The sequence below is a fragment of the Acinetobacter sp. XH1741 genome, from assembly GCF_041021895.1.
GTDB lineage: Bacteria > Pseudomonadota > Gammaproteobacteria > Pseudomonadales > Moraxellaceae > Acinetobacter.
The window spans coordinates 2,072,978-2,094,680 of the sequence record NZ_CP157428.1 but is presented as its reverse complement, the minus strand read 5'-3'; the positions used below and the strand labels follow the sequence as shown (position 1 = coordinate 2,094,680).

18 protein-coding genes are annotated in these 21,703 nt (G+C 37.5%); 8 read left to right on the top strand and 10 right to left on the bottom strand.

Features of this window, described 5'->3' with window-relative positions:
* Positions 1-2: 2 nt before the first annotated feature.
* Together nirB and ABLB96_RS09925 are read right to left on the bottom strand one after the other, a co-directional pair.
* Entirely contained in the window at positions 3-2,549 is a 2,547-nt protein-coding gene (gene nirB / locus ABLB96_RS09930) for a nitrite reductase large subunit NirB (RefSeq protein WP_348897384.1), read from the bottom strand.
* A gap of 11 nt (positions 2,550-2,560) precedes the next feature.
* The gene (locus tag ABLB96_RS09925) at positions 2,561-2,902 is read right to left on the bottom strand and encodes a hypothetical protein (protein WP_348897383.1); all 342 of its coding nucleotides are present in this window, start codon (positions 2,900-2,902) and stop codon (positions 2,561-2,563) included.
* 380 nt (positions 2,903-3,282) lie between these two features.
* On the opposite strand from ABLB96_RS09925, the gene ABLB96_RS09920 reads away from it, so the two are divergent.
* From ABLB96_RS09920 to accC, 6 genes are all read left to right on the top strand, one after another.
* Positions 3,283-3,873 (top strand): ANTAR domain-containing protein, encoded by a 591-nt coding sequence (locus tag ABLB96_RS09920; RefSeq protein ID WP_348897382.1) that lies wholly within the window; start codon positions 3,283-3,285, stop codon positions 3,871-3,873.
* Positions 3,874-4,881, top strand: coding sequence for an ABC transporter substrate-binding protein (locus ABLB96_RS09915; RefSeq protein ID WP_348897380.1), 1,008 nt, complete (start codon positions 3,874-3,876; stop codon positions 4,879-4,881). It begins immediately after the preceding gene.
* A gap of 351 nt (positions 4,882-5,232) precedes the next feature.
* Entirely contained in the window at positions 5,233-6,561 is a 1,329-nt protein-coding gene (locus ABLB96_RS09910; protein WP_348897379.1) for a Y-family DNA polymerase, read from the top strand.
* A gap of 235 nt (positions 6,562-6,796) precedes the next feature.
* Positions 6,797-7,252 (top strand): type II 3-dehydroquinate dehydratase, encoded by a 456-nt coding sequence (gene aroQ / locus ABLB96_RS09905; protein WP_348897378.1) that lies wholly within the window; start codon positions 6,797-6,799, stop codon positions 7,250-7,252.
* 17 nt (positions 7,253-7,269) lie between these two features.
* The gene (gene accB, locus ABLB96_RS09900) at positions 7,270-7,689 is read left to right on the top strand and encodes an acetyl-CoA carboxylase biotin carboxyl carrier protein (RefSeq protein WP_004701124.1); all 420 of its coding nucleotides are present in this window, start codon (positions 7,270-7,272) and stop codon (positions 7,687-7,689) included.
* Positions 7,690-7,705: 16 nt separating this feature from the next.
* On the top strand, positions 7,706-9,076 hold the full coding sequence (accC, locus tag ABLB96_RS09895) for an acetyl-CoA carboxylase biotin carboxylase subunit (protein ID WP_348897376.1): 1,371 nt from the start codon (positions 7,706-7,708) through the stop codon (positions 9,074-9,076).
* A gap of 56 nt (positions 9,077-9,132) precedes the next feature.
* Here the strand turns inward: accC and ABLB96_RS09890 are convergent, their stop codons facing one another.
* From ABLB96_RS09890 to ABLB96_RS09880, 3 genes are all read right to left on the bottom strand, one after another.
* A complete protein-coding gene (locus tag ABLB96_RS09890) occupies positions 9,133-9,636 on the bottom strand; it encodes a hypothetical protein (RefSeq protein WP_348897374.1) in 504 nt (167 codons plus the stop codon).
* Positions 9,637-9,783: 147 nt separating this feature from the next.
* The gene (locus ABLB96_RS09885) at positions 9,784-10,950 is read right to left on the bottom strand and encodes an MFS transporter (protein WP_348897373.1); all 1,167 of its coding nucleotides are present in this window, start codon (positions 10,948-10,950) and stop codon (positions 9,784-9,786) included.
* A 267-nt stretch (positions 10,951-11,217) separates the two neighbouring features.
* Positions 11,218-12,015 (bottom strand): MBL fold metallo-hydrolase, encoded by a 798-nt coding sequence (locus ABLB96_RS09880; RefSeq protein ID WP_348897372.1) that lies wholly within the window; start codon positions 12,013-12,015, stop codon positions 11,218-11,220.
* 245 nt (positions 12,016-12,260) lie between these two features.
* Here ABLB96_RS09880 and ABLB96_RS09875 point away from each other — a divergent pair, with 245 nt between their 5' ends.
* Entirely contained in the window at positions 12,261-13,613 is a 1,353-nt protein-coding gene (locus ABLB96_RS09875; protein WP_348897371.1) for a PepSY-associated TM helix domain-containing protein, read from the top strand.
* A 64-nt stretch (positions 13,614-13,677) separates the two neighbouring features.
* Here ABLB96_RS09875 and ABLB96_RS09870 read toward each other — a convergent pair whose 3' ends face one another.
* From ABLB96_RS09870 to ABLB96_RS09850, 5 genes are all read right to left on the bottom strand, one after another.
* Positions 13,678-14,706: a spore coat U domain-containing protein gene (locus ABLB96_RS09870; protein ID WP_348897370.1), complete on the bottom strand. Its 1,029-nt coding sequence runs from the start codon at positions 14,704-14,706 to the stop codon at positions 13,678-13,680.
* Positions 14,697-17,105, bottom strand: a complete 2,409-nt coding sequence (locus ABLB96_RS09865) for a fimbria/pilus outer membrane usher protein (protein ID WP_348897458.1) — start codon at positions 17,103-17,105, stop codon at positions 14,697-14,699. Before ABLB96_RS09865 ends, ABLB96_RS09870 begins: the two co-directional genes overlap by 10 nt.
* A 40-nt stretch (positions 17,106-17,145) precedes the next feature.
* Complete coding sequence (locus ABLB96_RS09860; protein WP_348897369.1) at positions 17,146-17,853, bottom strand: fimbria/pilus periplasmic chaperone; 708 nt, start codon at positions 17,851-17,853, stop codon at positions 17,146-17,148.
* 85 nt (positions 17,854-17,938) lie between these two features.
* Positions 17,939-18,469 (bottom strand): spore coat U domain-containing protein, encoded by a 531-nt coding sequence (locus ABLB96_RS09855; RefSeq protein WP_348897368.1) that lies wholly within the window; start codon positions 18,467-18,469, stop codon positions 17,939-17,941.
* A 529-nt stretch (positions 18,470-18,998) separates the two neighbouring features.
* Positions 18,999-19,430 carry a hypothetical protein gene (locus ABLB96_RS09850; RefSeq protein ID WP_348898562.1) on the bottom strand — a complete coding sequence of 144 codons (432 nt, stop codon included), beginning with the start codon at positions 19,428-19,430 and terminating at the stop codon, positions 18,999-19,001.
* Positions 19,431-19,918: 488 nt separating this feature from the next.
* On the opposite strand from ABLB96_RS09850, the gene ABLB96_RS09845 reads away from it, so the two are divergent.
* Entirely contained in the window at positions 19,919-21,592 is a 1,674-nt protein-coding gene (locus ABLB96_RS09845) for an FMN-binding glutamate synthase family protein (RefSeq protein ID WP_348898183.1), read from the top strand.
* The last annotated feature ends 111 nt before the right edge of the window (positions 21,593-21,703 follow it).

The following is a 21,703-nucleotide window of genomic DNA, read 5'->3' as shown; positions in this document are numbered from 1 at the left end:
CTTTATGCTTCAACCATTGGAATACGGTCTTCTGAACGTTCAGCTTCAGTTAATGGACGGATCTGACCACGTTCAGTTGTAAATTGAATGTGTGGATCGGCCTGTTCACTTGCATCTGCATTGATATAGGTCTGGAAGCGTTTACGTACTTCAGGATTTTCTACCGCAGTACGCCATTCGTCTTGATATGTACCAATAATGTGTTCCATACGGCGCTCAAGCTCGGCAGCCAAACCTAGAGAGTCATCAACCACCACAGATTTAAGATAATCTAGGCCACCTTCCATGTTGTCACGCCATACACTGGTACGTTGTAAACGATCTGCGGTTTGGATGTAGAACATATAGAAACGGTCGATATAACGAATGAGCGTTGCTTTATCAAGGTCAGATGCAAGTAATTCAGCATGGCGTGGTTTCATACCACCATTGCCACATACATAAAGGTTCCAGCCTTTTTCGGTTGCGATAATACCGACGTCTTTGCTTTGTGCTTCTGCACACTCACGTGTACAGCCAGACACAGCCATTTTTAATTTATGCGGTGAACGTAAACCCTTATAGCGGTTTTCAAGTTCAATCGCTAAACCAACCGAGTTGTCTACACCGTAACGGCACCATGTGCTACCTACACAAGATTTCACGGTACGCAATGATTTACCGTAAGCATGACCAGATTCAAAACCAGCAGCATTCAACTCTTCCCAAATGAATGGAAGCTCGTGAACTTGCGCACCAAACATGTCAACGCGTTGACCACCAGTAATTTTGGTATATAGGTTATATTTCTTCGCAATTTGACCAATAGCAATCAAACCATCTGGAGTCACTTCACCGCCAGCCATACGCGGTACAACCGAGTAAGAACCATCTTTTTGGATGTTACCCAAATAGTAGTCATTACTATCTTGTAAGCCTGCATGACTTGGCTTGAGTACAAAATCGTTCCAACAAGATGCCAAAATGTTTGCCGCAGCAGGTTTACAAATGTCGCATCCTAAACCATGACCATGTTGATGAAGCAAATCATCAAAGGTTTTGATTTCATTCACACGCACCAAGTGATACAACTCTTGACGCGAGTATGGGAAGTGTTCGCAAATGTGGTTATTTACAGTCACACCTTGACGTTGTAACTCTGACTTTAAAACTTGAGTCACTAATGGTGCACAACCACCACATGCTGTTGCTGCTTTGGTGCATTTTTTTAATGCACCTAAAGAGGTCGAACCATCGCTAATTGCTTGGCAGATGTCCGCTTTTGAGACGTTGTTACATGAACAAATAGTCGCGCTGTCTGGCAGTAAATCTACACCGTTACCACCAGACTTACCTGCTGATTGTTCAAAGCCCGGCATAATCAAGCTTTCAGGAACTTCCGGTAAAGCCAAACCGTTTAACATCATTTGCAAAAGGTCGTTGTATTCTTTCGCATCACCCACCAAAACCGCGCCAAGCAATTTGGTTTTGTCGGCATTTACAACAATCTTTTTATAAACCAGCGCATGCTCATCTGCATAGAAATAGCTTAATGCGCCCGGAGTCATGGCCTGAGCATCACCTACAGAGGCAACGTCTACCCCCATTAATTTCAACTTGGTGCTCATGTCTGCGCCAGCAAAACAGTTACACTCTTTATCTAAAATGTGTTTTGCTGCAATACGTGCCATGTCATAGCCCGGCGCAACCAAACCATAAATCTTGTTTTGCCAAAGTGCACACTCACCAATGGCATAAATGTTGTTATCTGAAGTTTGGCAGTAATCATTAATAACAATACCGCCACGCTCACCAATCGCGAGACCACTGTTGCGCGCAAGTTCATCACGTGGACGGATCCCAGCAGAGAATAAAATGACATCTGCTTCAAGCTCGCTACCATCTGCAAACTTCATGACATGTGTAGTATTGTTTCCACACTCAATAGATTGTGTCGCTTTTTGGGTATGAACTTTTACACCAAGGTCTTCAATTTTACGGCGTAAAACTTTGCCTCCTAAGTCATCAATTTGAACTGCCATTAAACGTGGTGCAAACTCAACAACATGTGTTTCCAACTCTAGGTCGCGCAACGCTTTGGCCGCTTCAAGACCGAGTAAACCGCCACCAATGACTACACCTGTTTTTGCATTGATACTTGCTGCACGAATGGCGTCTAAGTCTTCAATCGTACGGTAAACAAAACAGTTTTCACGGTCATTACCCGGAATTGGTGGAACAAAGGCATATGAACCAGTCGCCAGCACCAATTTGTCATAACTAATCACATCGCCATGATTGGTTGTAACTGTTTGCGCAGCTGTATCAATTGCAGTTGCTTTTGTATTAAGACGTAAATCAATGCCATGAGCATCAGCAAAGTCAAAACGGGCTAAAGATAGATCTTTTACCGATTTTCCCGAAAAATATTCTGTCAAATGTACACGGTCATACGCGATACGAGGTTCTTCCGCGAGAATCGTGATTTCCAGTTCATCATCTGCTTTTTCTAAAATGGCTTCGATGAATTTGTGGCCCACCATACCATGACCAATCATTACTAATTTCATAGTGTTTCTCCTCAAATCACGTTGCTTTTAAGCTGCGTTCTTGCGTTCTCAAATAGACGTTGTTCTTTTGCCTTGTGTTCTACCGAGAACCGAATCAACATCGCAAAGCAGGTAGCTGTTTGAAATCCAATTTTTTCAGTCGTTAACGACACCCAATACTCAGCAAAGACATAAAAAGACATAAAAAAAGCGAGCCCCCTCATAGAGAAGGCTCGCATCGCTGAAACTAAAAAATTAAATGATTCAGATGTAACTTTTTTATGCAATAAACATAAAGACATAACCTTCACTCCGACTGAACGCAAATTCTTTGTGTGTACCATTGCACTCACAAAATCGATCAGAACGGACATCGTTGGCCGTCTTTAAAACTTGTGGTCGTCTTCGACCTGTTATTAACTAAGCATTTTGCATGCCAATTCTTCTTAAAACTCCAGCGAATAATTTTTTATATTTATTTTCATACAGATAAATCATACTCATATATTAACTAAAAATAATATCTAAGTTCTCATGCTCTATCACTGCACATTTATATGGTTTAAACAAAAATAAGTCTTGCTTCAAAATGAATCGTATTTTTGCACCACAATTGACCAGTTTTAAATAAATATGTACTAAAGCCCCCTCAAAGCATAGTTTTTTAGTTGTTTTTCTATGGCACTAATCTTGCTTAAAAATAGATAACAAAAAACGCGTCGATTTGGCGCATTTTCTTAGCCTGATTGAACTTATGCCAAAACTCAAAATAGCTCTTATCGACGATGATCATGCCCGAGCCGACTATATAAAGCAGAGTCTGCTTGAAAATGACTTTGAAGTGGTGGCCTGCCTTACTTTGGACCACTTAAATATCTTTCGTCTGACAGACTTACAAGCTGATGTGATCTTGCTCGATATGGATCATCCTCATCGAGACATTATTGAAAGTTGCGTCACCAGCTATGATATCCCTACGGTACTATTTACCAAAAACTCAGATAAAGACACGATTAAACAAGCTATAGATGCGGGAGTAACTGCTTATATTGTCGATGGCATCGACCCTGCTCGCTTACATACCATTTTAGAGATTTCAATTGAGCAATATAAAAAACACAAAAAACTCGAAGGGGACTTAAAAGAAGCTCAAACCAAATTGGCTGACCGTAAAGATGTAGAAAAAGCCAAAGTTTTACTCATGCAACTACATGGTTTACCAGAGGACACAGCTTTTCAGCTGCTCAGAAAAAATGCGATGAGTCACCGTATTACGATTGGGGAAATGGCACGGCGTCTACTTGATGCCCAGAAACTATTAAACAATCAACTAAAGGATGAATAAATGAGTCATTTAGAAAAGTCTCAATTGCAACTTGGCTATATCCCCTTACTTGATTGTGTTGCATTGCTTTGGGCAAAACAAAAAGGGTTCTTTGAAAAAGAAGGGTTAGATGTCACCCTAGTTAAAGAAGCTTCATGGGCAAGTTTACGTGACCGTCTGGCTTTTGGTTTATTAGATGCTGCACATTGTTTGTCTGCAATGCTACCTGCAGCAGCTGTGGGTGCAGACCAGATTGGTATTGCACTGCAAACTCCTCTTATTTTAAGTAAAAACCGTGCCTTTATTAGCTTAAGCCAAAAATTAAGCTATCAATTGGAAATTAAAGAAAATGATGAGGCAAAAGTAACAGCCCAAAAAGTTACCCAGTATCTCAAACAAGGCAACTCTCTTGCCCTAGCCCATGTATTTAAACATTCAATTCATCATTATTGTTTAAGAGAATGGCTCGCTTTAGCAGACTTTCAAATAGCTCAAACGCTACAACTTAAGACACTTCCACCACCCTATATGGTCGAAGCTTTAGATAACCATGTCATTGATGGTTTCTGTGTTGGAGAACCTTGGAATACTCAAGGAGAGCTTTTAGGATTAAGCAAAATTGTATGTTCAAGTCAGCATATTATTCCTAATGTGGCAGACAAAGTCCTCGCAACAACTCAAGAGTGGGCGGAACAGCACCCTCAAACTTTGATCGCACTCACCACAGCAGTTATGAAAGCTCAAAAAGAATTGAGTGAGTTAAACGATTTTTCGCCTGTCTTACAATTGTTAGTGGAGTTTGGAATTGTACGTTTTCATTGTTCCGAAGAGGTACATGTCAGTAAATATTATATGATTCAGAATATTGTTAAAAATTTGGTTAAAGAAAATGCATCTCCTCAACCTGAAGATTTTCATTGGATATTTCAGCAAATGCAAAAGTGGGATGAGCTTCAACTAGACCAAGCACAAGTCACAGCACTGAGCCATCAATGCATTAATCTTCAAGCTTATGAAAGAGCTAAATAATTCTGGTACTTTTCGCATTTTAATTTTATAAAATCAGCATAAAAAAAGCTGTCTTTTATAAAAAGACAGCTTGAAAGACCCATAAGACAAATGCGTTATACGCATTACGATATTTAAAGGACTCAACCCATCCATTAAACATTGTTCTTATGGTTTTGATCATAACCAACCAAACTTATCATTTTCAGACAATTCCATGTCAATAACTGACATTTAATTCATTTCACCCATTGTTCTTATAATTTCGACGAACAACCAAACCTCCCCTAGATATCCAGCCATAATTTTGTTAACTTGATTACGTTACAAATTCAAATATGTGTTTGAAGTAATGAATTGGGGGATAAGAGAATGAGAGAAATCTCACACCGCGAAGTTTATGCACTGGTCGATATTAATAATTGCTATGTGAGCTGCGAGCGGCTTTTTAATCCTCAACTCATTAATAAACCAGTAGTTGTTTTATCCAATAACGATGGCTGTGTAGTATCACGTAGCGAAGAAGCAAAACTCTTAGGAATCAAAATGGGAGTGCCTTGGTTTCAAATTGAGAAAGATGCCGTGCAAGCGGGTGTCGAAGTATACTCAAGCAACTACACGTTATATGCCGAGATGTCCCGTCGTTTCTTTGCAGTGTTAGGCGAATTTTTCTCTCCTGATGATTTAGAAGCCTACTCTATTGATGAATGTTTTATTCATCTCACTCCTTACCTTCAATCTATTGATATTCCTGATTATTGCAATGAAGTAAGAAAAACACTTTTCAAATGGCTAGGTTTACCTTGTTGTATTGGAATTGGATATTCAAAAACCCAAGCAAAACTTGCCAATCATTATGCAAAGAAAATTAAAAGTTTTGAGGGAATATGTAATTTCATTACATTAGATCCGTTAATTCTTGAAGACCTTATGCACCAGACATCAGTCAAAGAAATATGGGGAATTGGCTATCAATTAGTCAAACAGCTACAAAGTTATGAAGTGTATTCATGCCTAGACTTAACTTTTGCCAATGAACATCATATGGCAAAGGCATTTTCTGTGGTCATGGCACGTACTATCCGTGAGCTAAAAGGCCAATCATGTATTCAACTTGATGACCCAGCTATTCCTACTAAACGCATTTTAGCATCAAGAAGTTTTGCTCAAGCTTTATCCAGCATTGAGATTATTAAACAAGCGCTTATCTTTCATCTTAATCGGGCGCACCGCCGTTTAATGAAACAAGAGCAACTTTGTGCCTGTATTCAAGTCATGCTTTATGAAAAAACCGACAAGCCCCCTTATAAAAAAGCTACATCTCAGGCCATTGGTCTTCAATATGCAACAGATGACTTATGCATACTCACAAAAGCAGCTATGCAACAAATCGATGTTTTATATAAAGAAAATAAAAATTATATAAAAATTGGAGTATTATTTTGTGCTCTACATGCCCGTCAGCAGCATATCGATGACTTATGGCAACCCCTTGAACTCATCCATCAAAGACAACAATTGATGGAAACTTTAGGTACAGTACGCAGACGCTTTGGTAGTCACTATTTACAAGTCGGCTATCACTCACGTAATCCATCTTGGCAAATGAAACAGTGTCATCGATCAAAAAACTATCTAACTCGTTGGAATGAAATGTTAACAATTGAAGATGCTCAAACCGTCGTTACACAAAATACATGAACTGTTTTTGTCAATTCGGTTTAAAATAAGCTTCGTTAAATTACTTGAAATTTTGTCATTTTTTAACATTGCTAATTCGTCGCAAAATTTACAATATATAAGCCGAATTTGGTGTACCCTTTCTGCGACAATTAAAAGAAATTATAAAAAACTTGTAGAAACATATGCCATAATAAGCAAACTTTGCAGACATCTTGCAAAGATTATTTGCAACTTTAGAGCTGGAGCAATCTGAATGAGTTCGACCATTTTGGTGATTCATGGACCGAATTTGAATTTGCTGGGAAAACGCGAACCAGAAGTATATGGTCATCTTACCTTGGACAATATCAACCAACAACTTATTGCTCAAGCTAAACAAGCTTCAATTACACTAGATACTTTTCAAAGCAACTGGGAAGGTGCCATTATTGACCGTATTCATCAGGCACAAACTGAAGGCGTAAAACTTATTATTATTAATCCTGCTGCCCTCACCCATACTTCGGTTGCTTTACGCGATGCCTTACTTGGCGTTGCCATTCCCTTCATTGAAGTACATTTATCAAATGTTCACGCACGTGAAGCGTTTAGACATCACTCTTATTTATCAGACAAAGCAATTGGCGTGATTTGTGGTCTAGGTGCAAAAGGTTATAGCTTTGCACTCGATTACGCTATTGAAAAAATTCAACCATCTAACCCAAACTAGTTCAGGAATAGTCGCCCATGGATATCCGCAAAATTAAAAAACTCATCGATTTAATGATTGAGTCTGACTTGCAAGCGATTGAAGTTAAAGAAGGTGATCAATCAATCGCTTTAACTCGTCGTAATCCTGTCGTTGCTGCGGCTGGTGTAGCACTTCCGGCAGCTCCTGTTGCTGAAGCACCTGTTGCAAAAACCCCACGTGGAGCAGTTGAAACTTCTCCTATGGTTGGTGTGTTCTATGCTGCTCCAAGCCCAGGTGAAGCACCATTTGTTAAAGTAGGTCAAACTGTATCTGCTGGTGAGACTTTGGGTATTATCGAAGCAATGAAAATCATGAACCCGATTGAAGCAACTCAAAGCGGCGTGATTGAAGAAATTTTAGTGAAAAATGGTGATGTGATCCAATTCGGTCAACCTTTATTCCGTTATCGCGCGTAATACCCCGGGGACAACTATGTTGCAAAAAGTTTTAATTGCAAACCGTGGTGAAATCGCTTTACGAATTACCCGGGCTTGCAAAACATTAGGAATCAAAACTGTCGGTATCTATTCAGATGCTGATAAAGATTTGATGCATTTACGTTTTGTTGATGAAGCAGTATGTATTGGTCCGGGTGCAAGTAGTGACAGCTATTTAAACATCCCAGCAATTATTACTGCTGCAGAAATTACTGGTGCTGATGCAATTCATCCAGGCTATGGCTTCCTTTCAGAAAATGCCGAGTTTGCTGAAATTGTAGAAAGCTCAGGCTTCACATTCATTGGCCCTCGCCCAGAACATATTCGTTTAATGGGTAATAAGGTTTCTGCAATTGTTGCAATGAAAAAAGCTGGTGTACCTACCGTACCTGGTTGTGACCATGCTGTAACTATCCACAATGCTTTAGCTGAAGCTAAAGAAATCGGCTTCCCGCTTATTGTTAAAGCGGCAGCTGGTGGTGGTGGTCGTGGTATGCGTATTGTTGAACGCGTAGATACATTACTTGAGTCAGTTCAGGCAGCTCAACGTGATGCAGAAATGTGGTTCGGTGATGATACCGTATACATGGAACGCTTCTTACAAAAACCTCGCCACGTCGAAGTTCAAATTTTAGGTGATGGTAATGGCCATGCGATTCATTTATATGATCGCGACTGTTCATTACAACGTCGTCACCAAAAAGTGTTAGAAGAAGCTCCTGCTCCAAATTTACCAGAAAAAGCACGTGCTGATATTTTAGAAGCTTGTGTTCACGCATGTCAGCTCATGCAATATCGTGGTGCTGGTACATTCGAATTCTTGTTCGAAGACGGTGAGTTCTTCTTCATTGAAATGAACACTCGTGTTCAAGTTGAGCACCCTGTAACTGAAATGGTTACTGGTGTTGACATTATTGAGCAGCAATTACGTATTGCAGCAGGTTTAGGTCTAGAACTTCAACAAGAAGATATTGAAGTTCGTGGTCATGCTATTGAATGTCGTATCAATGCAGAAGATCCAACAACATTCTTACCTTCACCAGGTAAAATTGAGAACTTCTATGCGCCAGGCGGTGCTGGTATCCGTTTAGATTCACATATCTATCCTGGATATAGCATTCCTCCATACTATGACTCAATGATTGCAAAATTGATCTCGCATGGTAAGGATCGTGAAACTTCGCTTGCTCGTATGCGTCAAGCGTTAGATGAAATGATTCTTACAGGAATTAAAACCAATATTCCTTTACACAAAGATCTCATTTTGCAAGATAAAAGCTTCTGTGATCAAGCAATGGACATCCATTACCTTGAAAAGCACTTGTTAAAGCAATTGGAAGAAAAAAAGAAAGCTGAAACTGCATAATATGCAAGATATAAAAAAGCCTCTTATTTAAGAGGCTTTTTTATATCTATTTAGATTTAAGGCAACATTCGACGTAAAGTCGCAAAACATTGCTCACCTTTGGCTGTTGAACAGAAATTAATGGTATGGTCATTTTTCCATTTTACAAAATATTGAGAAATATCACCGGTTTGATCTTGCTGCTGACCAGAGCAATCTACATTATTATTATCAAACTTAATCTGCATTACTAAAGCTGATAGCTGCTCTTTAGGATCGTCAGCTGGTTGGTATTCGTAAATACCGTATGACCATTCTTCACCACTTTTAATCACCACATCATTACTACTGCGGAAGTTATAGTACTCTACACATTTTTTATTATTTGGAATCTCCATTCCCCATAATCCCATAATTTCAGGACGCGTAACAATACGTATAGCATTAGGATTACTTGCAGTTCGAACAGGCTGCTCAGTCGGCTGTTTAGTCACTGTCTCAGCCATAGTAAAACCTGAAAAAGCCAATAATAATCCCATAATATAAATATTTTTCATAGATTTATTAATCATTAAACGCATGGGTTTAAGTTAGCACATTTTTTTAGAAAAACATTGCTTCATAACCATATAAAAACAATATTTTTCAACCGTAACCAATAGATACTTCTTATCAAACAATTTATATTTTTAACTACCCAATCCAAACATTTTCTATCAATATTTGCTTTAAGTAACAGGCTGTTCAATCTTTTTAGGCAACCAAAACACAAAGCATAAACCGAAAAGGACAACTAAAGCAGCAATCATAAAGATGTGCTCACCCGTAAGTACTTTCCAGTAGTGTCCAGCCAAAATACTTCCAAATGCGACACCAAGCCCCCACATGGTACTGTAAAAAGCTTGTCCTCGGCCTTGTTGCCCTAAGGAAAAGTTTTGGAAAATAACTCGCATTGCAATGAGATGAAACAAGCCAAAACTAAACGCATGCAAGCACTGTGCAAATAGCTGCCCAATAAAATAGTGAGAAAAAACAGCAACCAATAACCAGCGTATACTTGTCAAAACCAAACACACAGCAACAAGGCTTCGCCAAGAAAAATATTTAAAAAATGTTGCCGCAAACGCGAACATCACAATTTCAGAAACCACCCCCATAGCCCATAAAAAGCCAATTTCAGTCGTGCTGTAATTTAAAGATTTTAAAAAATTACTATAAAAACTATAAAAGGGTGCATGTGAAAAAAGGAGAATAAATTCAATTATAAAAAAAGCAGCAACTTCAGGACGTTTTAATACAGGCAACAAAGGTTCTAACAGTTTTTGCGAATTTGGAGCCCCTTCTGGTTCACGAATCGTAAACGCCCAAATAAATGCAAGTGATGCAATAATAAGTAATAAGACAGGAAGCATAGAAATTGGAATAATTTCTAAAATTGCTCCTATTGTGAACACCCCTACAATAAAGCCAACCGATCCCCATTTGCGGACCTTGCCGTAGAGTTTTGCCCTTTGTTCACCCAACCAAAATAAAGTTACACCTTCAAATTGAGCTAAAATAGCATTTTGAAAAAAGCTAAAAATAAGCATGAGTAAAGCAACAGATTGAAACGTATTAGGGACAATAAAAATAGCTAACCAGATACATGCTTCCATCCAAGTCGCTAGACGTACCAAAAGCATTCGTTTACCCGATTTATCAGCAATCCACCCCCAAACTAAAGGCGCAAAGAAACGCGTTATAATGGCAATAGATGATAAAACCCCTATCTCTTGATAATTAAATCCTTGATCTTGAAGATATAAATTCCAATACGGCATGAATGTGCCAACAATGGAATAGTAGAAAAAGTAGAAGCCACCTAATCTGGTTTGGATTGTAAGAGATGGGAGCAAGTGATAAACCTTTGTATTTTCAATAGGTTGAAATTCTAGATGGTTGCATAGGTATATCTACCTTTACCCTCACTTGTAGTTCAGCAGTCTACAAATTTCATTTCAAACATTTTGTAGACTGCGCATGAGTTAGACAAAATAGATACAACTTACCGACCGTCGCAATTCTATCATTTACATAAAAAACTAATAGCGTTATTCGCTATTCATAATAGAAAATATGAAATTACAAGACTTTCATTTAGTAAATGTTGATTAAATCTTATCTTAATTTTCATAAATAAGTGTTTGTCCATCATCGGGGACTTGTACACGATCACCAACATTCATCTCATTCAAAATTTGCTTAATTTCATCCCGTTTTACTGGACAGTGATTTAATGCTTCAAGATGATTAGCAATAACATGTTTAGGCGAAAGCTCTATAAATTCACGCACTTCTTCTTTTGACATAAGAATCGGTTGCCCGACATCCATTTGCGCTTGCCCTGCAGCAACTACAGCAATATCAGGTTGAAAGCTAAGTAAGGCATTTTTAACATCATTGGTGAGCACGGTATCACCGCTGATATATAAAGAAGGTTCATTTGGCAACTCTAAATAGAAGCCACAACCATTTGCCATAAGTTTACTAATCCAACCATGACCATGACGCGCTGGTATTGCAACTAATCGTCCACCTAAAAACTCGATTTCTTTCCAGTAATCAATACCACACTGAACATTTATTCCATATTTAGATAAATACGACACATCATTTTGAAAGGAGTAAACAGGAATCTGTTTTTGAATGAGAAAGTCCTCACCCTTTTGGTCTAAATGATCAGTATGTTGAAAGTTTTTTATGCCAAATGTTTGGCTATGAGTAATGAGGCAGTGGGTAACTTTGTTTAATAAGTCTTGGGCATTCAAAGGCAGACCAACCAAAGGATTCTTTTTAGCTTTAAAACGAAAGTAGGAAAAGGCAGGAAGCGATCCTTTATCACCTAACATTGGATCAACTAAAATAAAATAAGGATCAGCTTCAATGATAAAAGTTGCACTTCGCAAATGATGAATTTTCATAACTATACAAATTGTTTAATTATATAAAGCTTAATTATAAACTATTCATTTAGTAGAAGTTTAATAACTCATAGATTATTTCCACTAATCGCTTGATCAAGATTGCTTAGTTGTCCTCTCCCATAAAGATAATTTTTATAAACACTTAAGCATATACCCAACAATCTCATGCTTTAATTATTTTAAAATTTCTAAATAAAGTAGATATACTTCACGCCAAAGTTTGTTCGATATCTGTTTTTAAAATGTCTCATCCCTCTAGCTTTTGGCGTAGCCTCTTCCGTCTTACACATATTTATGCAGGTATTTTTATTGCCCCATTCATATTTATTGCGGCATTTACGGGCTTACTCTATGCAGTTACTCCACAGATCGAACAATTTATCTATAAAGATGCTTTGTATGTTCAGCCTTTAAATAAAGACACTCACCCTCTAAGCGAACAAATTGAGGCAGCAAAACAAGTTATACCTACTTCTGCACAAATTACAGAAGTTAGGCCAGCACCAAGTTCCACACAAACAACACGCGTGATTTTTTCCGATCAAACTCATCATTTAAACAATGAAGCTATTTTTGTTGACCCATATACGCTTTCTATAAAAGGTCAACTTGCTGTCTATGGAACCAGTGGTGTATTACCATTTCGTACATTTCTAGACCAGTTACATAGTAATTTATTACTAGGGAAATGGGGACGTTTTTATAGTGAACTTGCTGCAAGCTGGCTCGGCATTTTAACCCTAACTGGGCTATACAGTTGGTGGAAACGTCGGCAAAACCTTAAAATTAGACAAACATCTAAAAATCTTTTATTAAAGTGGCATAGTTCTATTGGCTTGACCTTATTACCACTTTTATTGTTCATTGCGATTACTGGTCTTACATGGTCCCAATGGGCTGGTGATAATATTCGTATTGCTCGTCAATGGTTAGATTGGCAAACGCCAACATTAGCCACAACTTTAAATAATGCCCCATTATCAAAAATGTCTCGTGATGAGCATAAAGAACATCATGAAATGATCATGGAAACTTCGAAGTTAGAAATCATGCCAACTGAATTCGACTCTGCATTAGCAATTGCTAGAGCAAATGGAATTCATTCAGCACAAATACAAATCAAACCGCCCGTTGATATAAACCAAGCTTGGACGGTTACTGAATTACAGCGCAGATGGCCAACACAAGCAGATAGTGTAGCTATTGATACACATCAACATAAAGTCATAGATAAACTGGCTTTTAAAGATTATTCGTTATTTGCAAAACTTACACGCTGGGGAGTCGATGCACATATCGGAGTCTTATTCGGTTGGGTCAATCAACTCATACTCGCCTTATATGCATTCGGGCTATGCATCATGATTATTTATGCATATAAAGCTTGGTTTAAAACATCTAATTTAAAACTCACGACTAGCCATTTTGTTAGCCAAACTGTATTGGTATGGAAGCGCGCAAGCAATCATCAAAAAATATTCACTGCATTTACACTTATTATTTTAGGGCTTAGTTTGCCTATTTTCGGATTTAGCTTATTGATCACGCTATTTATATTGCTAATACGGAAACAAAGCTCCATACCAACCAAATAAAACTCATGATACTTGCCAACTCATCATCTTCTCACTTTGAGTAAATGTTGAGTTGGCAAGATGCTTAGTAAGTCACCGTAACTACAATGCTATCTGAATAATTACCAGGAGTATTTGAAATAGCGGTGCCTTGTGGAATCTTTCCATATACATTTGAACTTTGAGCAGTACCAGAGCCTGTCTTTGATACTCCTCCAGAACCGCCGACTGTTGTTACACCACCTGTAGCATCCCACACCGAACTATAAGCAGCATCTTTGTATAACTGATAAGGAATGTATTGGCTACTCCCATTGGTCATACGCCTAAATCCACCACTTATACGGTTATTACCATCCCCCAAGTAAATACTATAAGGCGTTCCATTATTACAGGTTGTATTAATCGCACCTTGAGCGGTGTAGTCACGACTGGTTGTACCAATATCATTAATGTTGCCAAAATCAACATTTGATGTGGAATCTAGCTGACAGAAACTTGGCACAACATAGTTAGCAGTAATAGTCGTATTGCCTGAGTCCCAGCCACCACCACTATCACCTTCACATACGGTACTTGAACTCGCCTGCATATCCCAATAAAGCTGAACTGTACCTATATACGTTCCTTTAGGATAGGCAACTAACGTTCCCGTTCGCGCTGGTACTTTTACATTTACAGAGTAGCTAATAATATTATTTGTAGCGATCGTCTTGACTGGGCCATACCAGACATTTGACGTTTGATTTGTGGTAGAAGAACCAGCTCCACCTACAGTTGCCGTAACCGTATAAGGTAAGGTCACACTGCTATTCGCAGTAGTTGCCCCTGTAAATACCGTCTTCATACACATATAGGGTGATATTTCTGGAGTAGTTTTCCCACCAATACAGCTAATCGTTCCTGAAAAATTAATAGTTGCATCACTATTAATATTTGCTGCCGTATAAGTATAAGTACTATTTGTAGTTCCAGTTACCGTACAAGCAGCATGTGCTGAACTAAAAAATGCATAAAGTACAAATAACAATAACGCAGCTAACACATACTTTATTGTTGATGAAAACTTTTGAGCTACCAACCAAGAACTATGACTTACTACACTTATTGACATACATAAGGCCCCAATTTTTTAGCACTGTATTGCTTACTTTCATAAGTGAAATTAATTTGACAGGTGCCATGATCTAGAAGATCTACTTCAAGTTTGTTTTGTTGTAATAGGTTTGGAATAAATACTTCGCCATCGTAGCCCACTACAGCATCTTGCTGCCCATTAATTCGAACGCTATACCCAGGCAACAAGGGTGAGTTTTTTTTATCAACGACTCTCACTAAACCTGAAATGACCTGATGTGCCCCAAAGTCAACTACTGTCCCTTGGCGATAACCGACGAGTACTGTCCGGTTTGTAGATGTAACATCCCAATTTAAAGGTAAATAAGATGGATCTAGATAAATGTGATGAGACTGGTACGGTCTTAAGTTCGCAATTAAGAATCTGCCAGATTTATCAGTCTCTCCTAAATTTACCCCACCATTGATAATCTGGCTTTGTGGACCGGCATTGGTAACAACAGCATAACCATCACCTATTTCATTGGCCGCAAAAATCCGCCCTGCTGCCGCAACCAATGACCCAGTCGCCGAAAGTGCAACCTGATCGTTATCTCCAATTCGGTTATATCGGCCAGTTAAGTAGGCAGCCCGTGCGCGGTAAGAACCATAGATCGATGCATTGTTAGCATTTTTATCTTGATCCCGCTCAACATAGCCCCCCCATCCGAATGAACCAATTTGTGGATCGCTAAATCCATTTATTTCTTGTCTATAGGTTGTTTTACCGCCGTCATTAGAAAAACTACTAATCGCATTAATTCTGGTAGATGGCGTATAACGCAGCGCAAAGTAAATGCCATAGTCCTTATGGTTTTCATAATCTTTATAAGCAGATGTATAAAAACCCCAGTTCTTGTTTAAACTTCCGCTTAAGTTGGCAGAAAGTAACTTATAGGAGTTATCACTATATTTAATCTGGTTATAACCGACATAAACGCCATATCCAGTGTAAAAGTTATAGTTTATCCCTGCCCTAAATATTTCATCTGCCAGTGCACTGTAGCTCAGATAGTTTTGTGGCTCAGAAGTAATCTGATTATCTTTTAAGTATCTGACTTGTGACACTCGAGCTAGGTCAAAGTAGTTATCAAATACTCTGCGGTAACTGGTATTAAACGAAATATTCTTGCTAATACGCCCTTCTAAACCCACCAGAGCCGAATAGCCGTTTTCATTTTTATACTGGCTTGCTGCAATGTCGGCATTGATAACCCCCACACCAAAAACATTCTTGGCAAAACCTGTTCCGAGGTTAGTCAATCCATCTGTTGAAGCCTCTGCACCACCGCTTAAGGTGAATGAGTTGCTATAACCATATCGAATCGCACCCGATGCAAAAGTGGCATCATCATAATCGTTTGAGTACAGCCCGTAGTTATAACGTGGAATCCCAATATCTACTGAAAACTCATTTATGCCTTTTGCCAAAATCTTCGATGAGAAATAGTAAGGCTTTTTGGTAATACTTTGCTGACCTGTGGCATCGGTCGTCACAAGCGTGACTTCATTCCCTGAAATAAACGGGAGCTGTTTAATGTCAAATGGACCAGATGGCACCAGTCCCGAATAAATCTTTTGCTGGTTAACGTATAAATCGAGTGTTGAAGGCAGTGCTGCCGAACCTGAAAACTGTGGCAGTGCCGAAGTCACAATATCCCCACGCTGGGTATATGCACTTGACCACTGAAAACCAGCCAGACGTACACTATTGCCCCAGTCAGAGCTATTGGAAACAAAGTCACCTAGAGTGTATATCCTGACTTTTTCAGGGTCTACATATTGCCATTTACTTTCTAAGCGAACCCACTTTTCATGGCTATAACTATTTTCATTACTACCGTTGTATAAAACACCCGATGAAAAATTACCGAGTGCACTGTTAAAAATCCCTTCTGCCGAACCTGAAAAAACACGCTCATCATTGGTGATGGTATGGTAGAGACTGTAATTCAGAATTGCCGCATTCAAGGGTTTCATTTTTACTAAATTAGTGTTTGTAGTCGGTTGACCAGTTAAGTCAACTGAATAGTCCGTTAACATGTTTGACGGAACTTGTAAGTTTAAAGATTGCTCATTTTCCAGATACTTAAGCTGAATTCCTTTGAGCTCATTAAGACATACCCACTGGCTATCAGGGATATGCTCATCCACTTTTACTCTTAGAGTTTTCAAGTCACGGGCGCGGATATATAACTTTTTATCTTGATTTTGGTGTACCGATATTAAATCCGTAGAAGTATTAGAGTTAACAGAAATATTTAAAAATAACTGTACGTATCCTTTATCAGAACTAAAGCCCTGATAAGAAGAATTTGCAACTTCCGGAATGTTGGGTAAAGCGGCATTAGCACTATCTTGCAATGATTCAGCAAAAGCATGAACCGGCAAGTACATAACACATAAAGCACTTACGAGATATTTCATATGTGCCTCTTTAAAGAGATGCTTGCTTACCGTTAATATTCAAAGAAATATTATATTTATGATTCGCTTGAAATTTAAAATCTGGGCTAATATTAAAGTTTCTTGATTTTCCAGAAAGAATATAACCATTTACTGTATTTACTTTAATCGGATAACTTTTATTTGCAGTTATATCGACAAGTATTAAATTATTTAAAAGTGCATGGCGATTACCAACGTTGGTCACCGTAAGGTAAGCATTATCTTGCTCGTGTTGTATTGACCAATTTAATTTGGTGATTGCATCTTTATTGACCACAAATACAGGCAATGACGAACGAAGTAATACATTTACGCCTTGAGAAGCTTTACGACTATCAATAGGCTTTGGTAATTCATCAATAATAATACGATAGGTTTTTTCACCGGAAATAGCTTCTGGCTTAATTCGAACTACTCTTAAGTTGTAGGAATCATTAGGTTGTAATTTTAAAAAAGGTGGGCTAATGGCTATGTCATCTGTAGGTATTAATTGATCTTGTCCAGCATTTTGAGTCCATTCAAATATACGTACCTGTAAATCAGCACTGTCATTTGACTGATTATATAAACTGATTGAGGATGCTGTCTGATCACTCAATATTTCAACATTTACAGGCGAAAGTCGTATTGAGGCAGCATTTAGCATACTAGGCAAAAATAACAATAAACTTGTAACAACAAAGATATTTTTTCTCATGATTTGCCCAGCATTACTTTTCTCAAATTAAGCTAGCTCTTTCAAATAAGAGCTAGCGACAACAGTGAATCGAACTTAATTAAAATTAGTAAGTTACAGTCACAGTCACTGTATCAACGTAGCCACCAGCACTTGGCAACACTGAACCAGCAGGAATACGGCCATACACGTTCACTGTTTGTACTGCACCAGTACCTGTACCGCTATACGCACTCGTTGCAATACCAATTGCTGTTGCACGGTTAGTATCAGAGAAAAGGTTATAAGGGATATATTCGTTGCTTGTTGCACCACCAATCATACGACGCTGGGTTGTTTGAGCATTTTTGCCCGCATCAAAAGCTAAAGTCCATGGCACAGTGTTGTTACATAGAACCTTAATTGCAGTACCGCCTGTAGTAGTCGTATCAGCATCTACATTGCTTGCAAGAGAACTTAAAGTACCAAAATCTAAAACTGCATTAGCAGTTGTACCTGTAGCTGAGGTATTTAGAACACAACTATTTGTAATTGTAGCTTTAACAGTCAATGTACCAGTAGCCGTTGCAGCATTTGCGGCATTGAAAGACATTAAACCCATAGCAATCGCTGACAAACCAATGAGAGATTTTTTCATGATGGAAACCTTTTTTACATTACGCCAATAAAATTAATAGATGTAAAAACTAGCCTTCCCCAATCCAATCACTAGCTTTTTTGACTGTTTTTTCAAAGCGTCATTTTTTTACTCTACTGGTCGCGAATAATACAAAAAAACAACAAAAACACTTACATTAGTTTCATTTTAAATATCTATTAACAATTCACACATAGATGGATTTCTCAATTATTAGGTTTTATATGGTCTATACCACTTTTTCTATCATTTTCCAGTATTTTTCCGCACTTTATTTTAGTTTTTATAAAAAAATAATATATTTTCATTAGTTAAATTTTACCATCATTTTTTATATTTTATAATTTATTTAAATTTATCTTGATAATCATAGACTAAAAAGTAAGCTATTGTTTAATCTATATATTTCAAATGAATAAGAAAGAAGGATTCTATGAATAAGAATTCTAAGTAGTTGATGTGGGTTTTGACAGTTTTTCTTAACTTAAAGGTTGTAAAAAATTGAATGGCAACAGGTCGACTTTTTTACTTAACTATTTCTAAATACCAAATGAAATATGAAACCTAATATTCCACCAACCATGGCAAAGCCTAGTTGCACGTATGCTTTACCATACCAAGCAAGCTTATTAAATTGATAATTTTCACTATTCGCACTCATCATCAAGATATTTTTTATATCCCAACTATGGAAGCCTTTAGGTCGCTCTGCAAAAAAATCAAGGATAGGTGTAAACCCTAAAATGAATAAAAGTCCTAATAATGGATAGACGATACTACCAGGAAAAATAGGTTTCTTTTTTTTCTCTAATGCATCAAAAATTATAGCCACGGCGACCAGTAAGGATTCGAATAAAGCTACTTTTTTAAAAGTTTCGAAGTCATAACCAAGATAAAACATTAAAACTAATAAAAAAATATCAGTAAAAAAAACAGAAAATGTTAATAATTTCCAGCTCATTTCAGATCCTTACTTAATTTTTTAAAATGCTATAGCTATATAGTTCTAATAAAATCTATTGAAAACACTCTCTCAATTGACAAATACTATCAAAAAAATTAAAAAAACACGAAACTATTAATTTAAAAATTCACTCTTTGACTAAACTATATACAATCAAAAAAACTGGATTTAAGTAAAATCATAAAATTTAATATATATAATAAGTATAAATTTTATATTATTAAAATAATTTAAACTTATTATATATAGCTTTAAGTGCTTAAGTTAAAATTTTAAACTTATTTAAAATATCTTAAACTTGAATGATTATATTTAAATAAAATCCTATTAAGTGCCAAATTATAAAAAATTTATAAAGTTCACTTTAAAATAGAAATGTTAACTGATTTACCCCGTTGTTTGTATAACTAACAATTCCATACTTGTAGTTTTAGTTGCTTCTTGGCAATGTATGTGCCAGTAAAACATTAGGAATTTGTTCACATATGGCGAGTCCAGCACAAATTATTCGACATAAATTTCTCAATACATTCTTTTCACGCCATTCTCTCTGGTTCTTATGTATTTTTACTGCACTCAGTATTACATGGTTTAGAACCGTCTATACTCCGCATAGTATCTATTATTTCATTTCAGATACGCTACTTAACGGTTTATGGGTTGTCACTAGTGCTTTGAGTTTACTGGGCTTATATGATGTCTTGCAAAATAAACACTCTATCTTAAGAAATTACCCAATTATGGGACATTTCCGTTTTTTATTTGAAGATATACGCCCTGAAATTCGCCAATACTTTATTGAAGCAGATCAAGATGCCCTACCTTTCTCGCGTATGCAAAGAAGTTTGGTTTATCAACGCGCTAAAAATGAAAACGCCGATAAGCCTTTTGGGTCAATCATTGATGTATATCAAGAAGATTATCGTTTTATTGTTCACTCTATCAGTCCATGCCCACCAGCAGATCCTAAGAGTTTCCGTATTCAAATTGGTAATGCTCAATGTCTTCAGCCCTATAGCGCATCTATTATGAATATTTCTGCTATGAGCTTTGGTAGTTTAAGTGCCAATGCAATACGCGCTTTAAACAAAGGAGCACAATTAGGCGGGTTCTATCACGATACGGGTGAAGGGAGTTTAAGCCCTTATCATTTAGAAAATGGCGGTGATATTGTTTGGCAAATTGCCAGTGGCTATTTCGGCTGCCGAACCTTAGATGGAAAATTTGACGAGCAAAAATTTGCTAAGCAATCTCAATTACCACAAATCAAGATGATTGAGCTTAAGCTTTCGCAAGGAGCTAAACCGGGCCATGGTGGTATTTTACCTAAACATAAAATTACTGCTGAAATTGCCGAAATTCGTGGTGTTTCGCGTGACCACGACTGTATTTCTCCTGCAAAACATTCAAGTTTTTCAACCCCAATTGAAATGATGCACTTTTTACAAAAGTTACGCACATTATCTGGTGGTAAACCTGTTGGTTTTAAGTTGTGTATTGGCCAACCTTGGCAGTTTATGAGCATTGTAAAGGCAATGCTTGAAACAAAAATTGTGCCAGACTTTATTGTTGTCGATGGTTCTGAAGGTGGTACTGGCGCAGCACCAATCGAATTTAGTGACTATATTGGCACACCATTACGTGAAGGCCTACGTTTTGTTCACAATACTCTTGTGGGTGCGGGTTTAAGAGATCAAATTAAGATTGGTGCGAGCGGTAAAATCATTAGTGCATTTGATATTGCTAGCACGTTTGCATTAGGTGCAGACTGGGTTAACTCGGCACGTGGTTTTATGTTTGCAGTTGGATGTATTCAGGCTCAAAGTTGTCATACCAACCAATGTCCTGTAGGTGTAGCAACCCAAGATAAAGACCGTCAAAAAGCGATTGATGTACCGACCAAATCAGAACGTGTATTTAACTTCCATAAAAATACGTTACATGCTTTATCAGAAATGATAGCTGCAGCAGGTTTACGCCACCCTTCAGATATTAAAGCCCACCATTTGGCTCAACGAGTAAATGACCGTGAAATTAAGAACTATGCTCAATTGCATTTTTTCTTAAAAGAAGGCGAACTTTTACAATCCGAGCTTAATAGTGATGATGATAATTTCTATTATCGTATGTGGAATATGGCTGATGCCAATCACTTTTAATTCATATTAATTTTATAATCTGGGCATTGCAATTATATTGTGATGCCCTTCTATTTTTTAAATTAATGTGTGATTTTTATTTAAATTACATACTGATATTGATTTGTATTT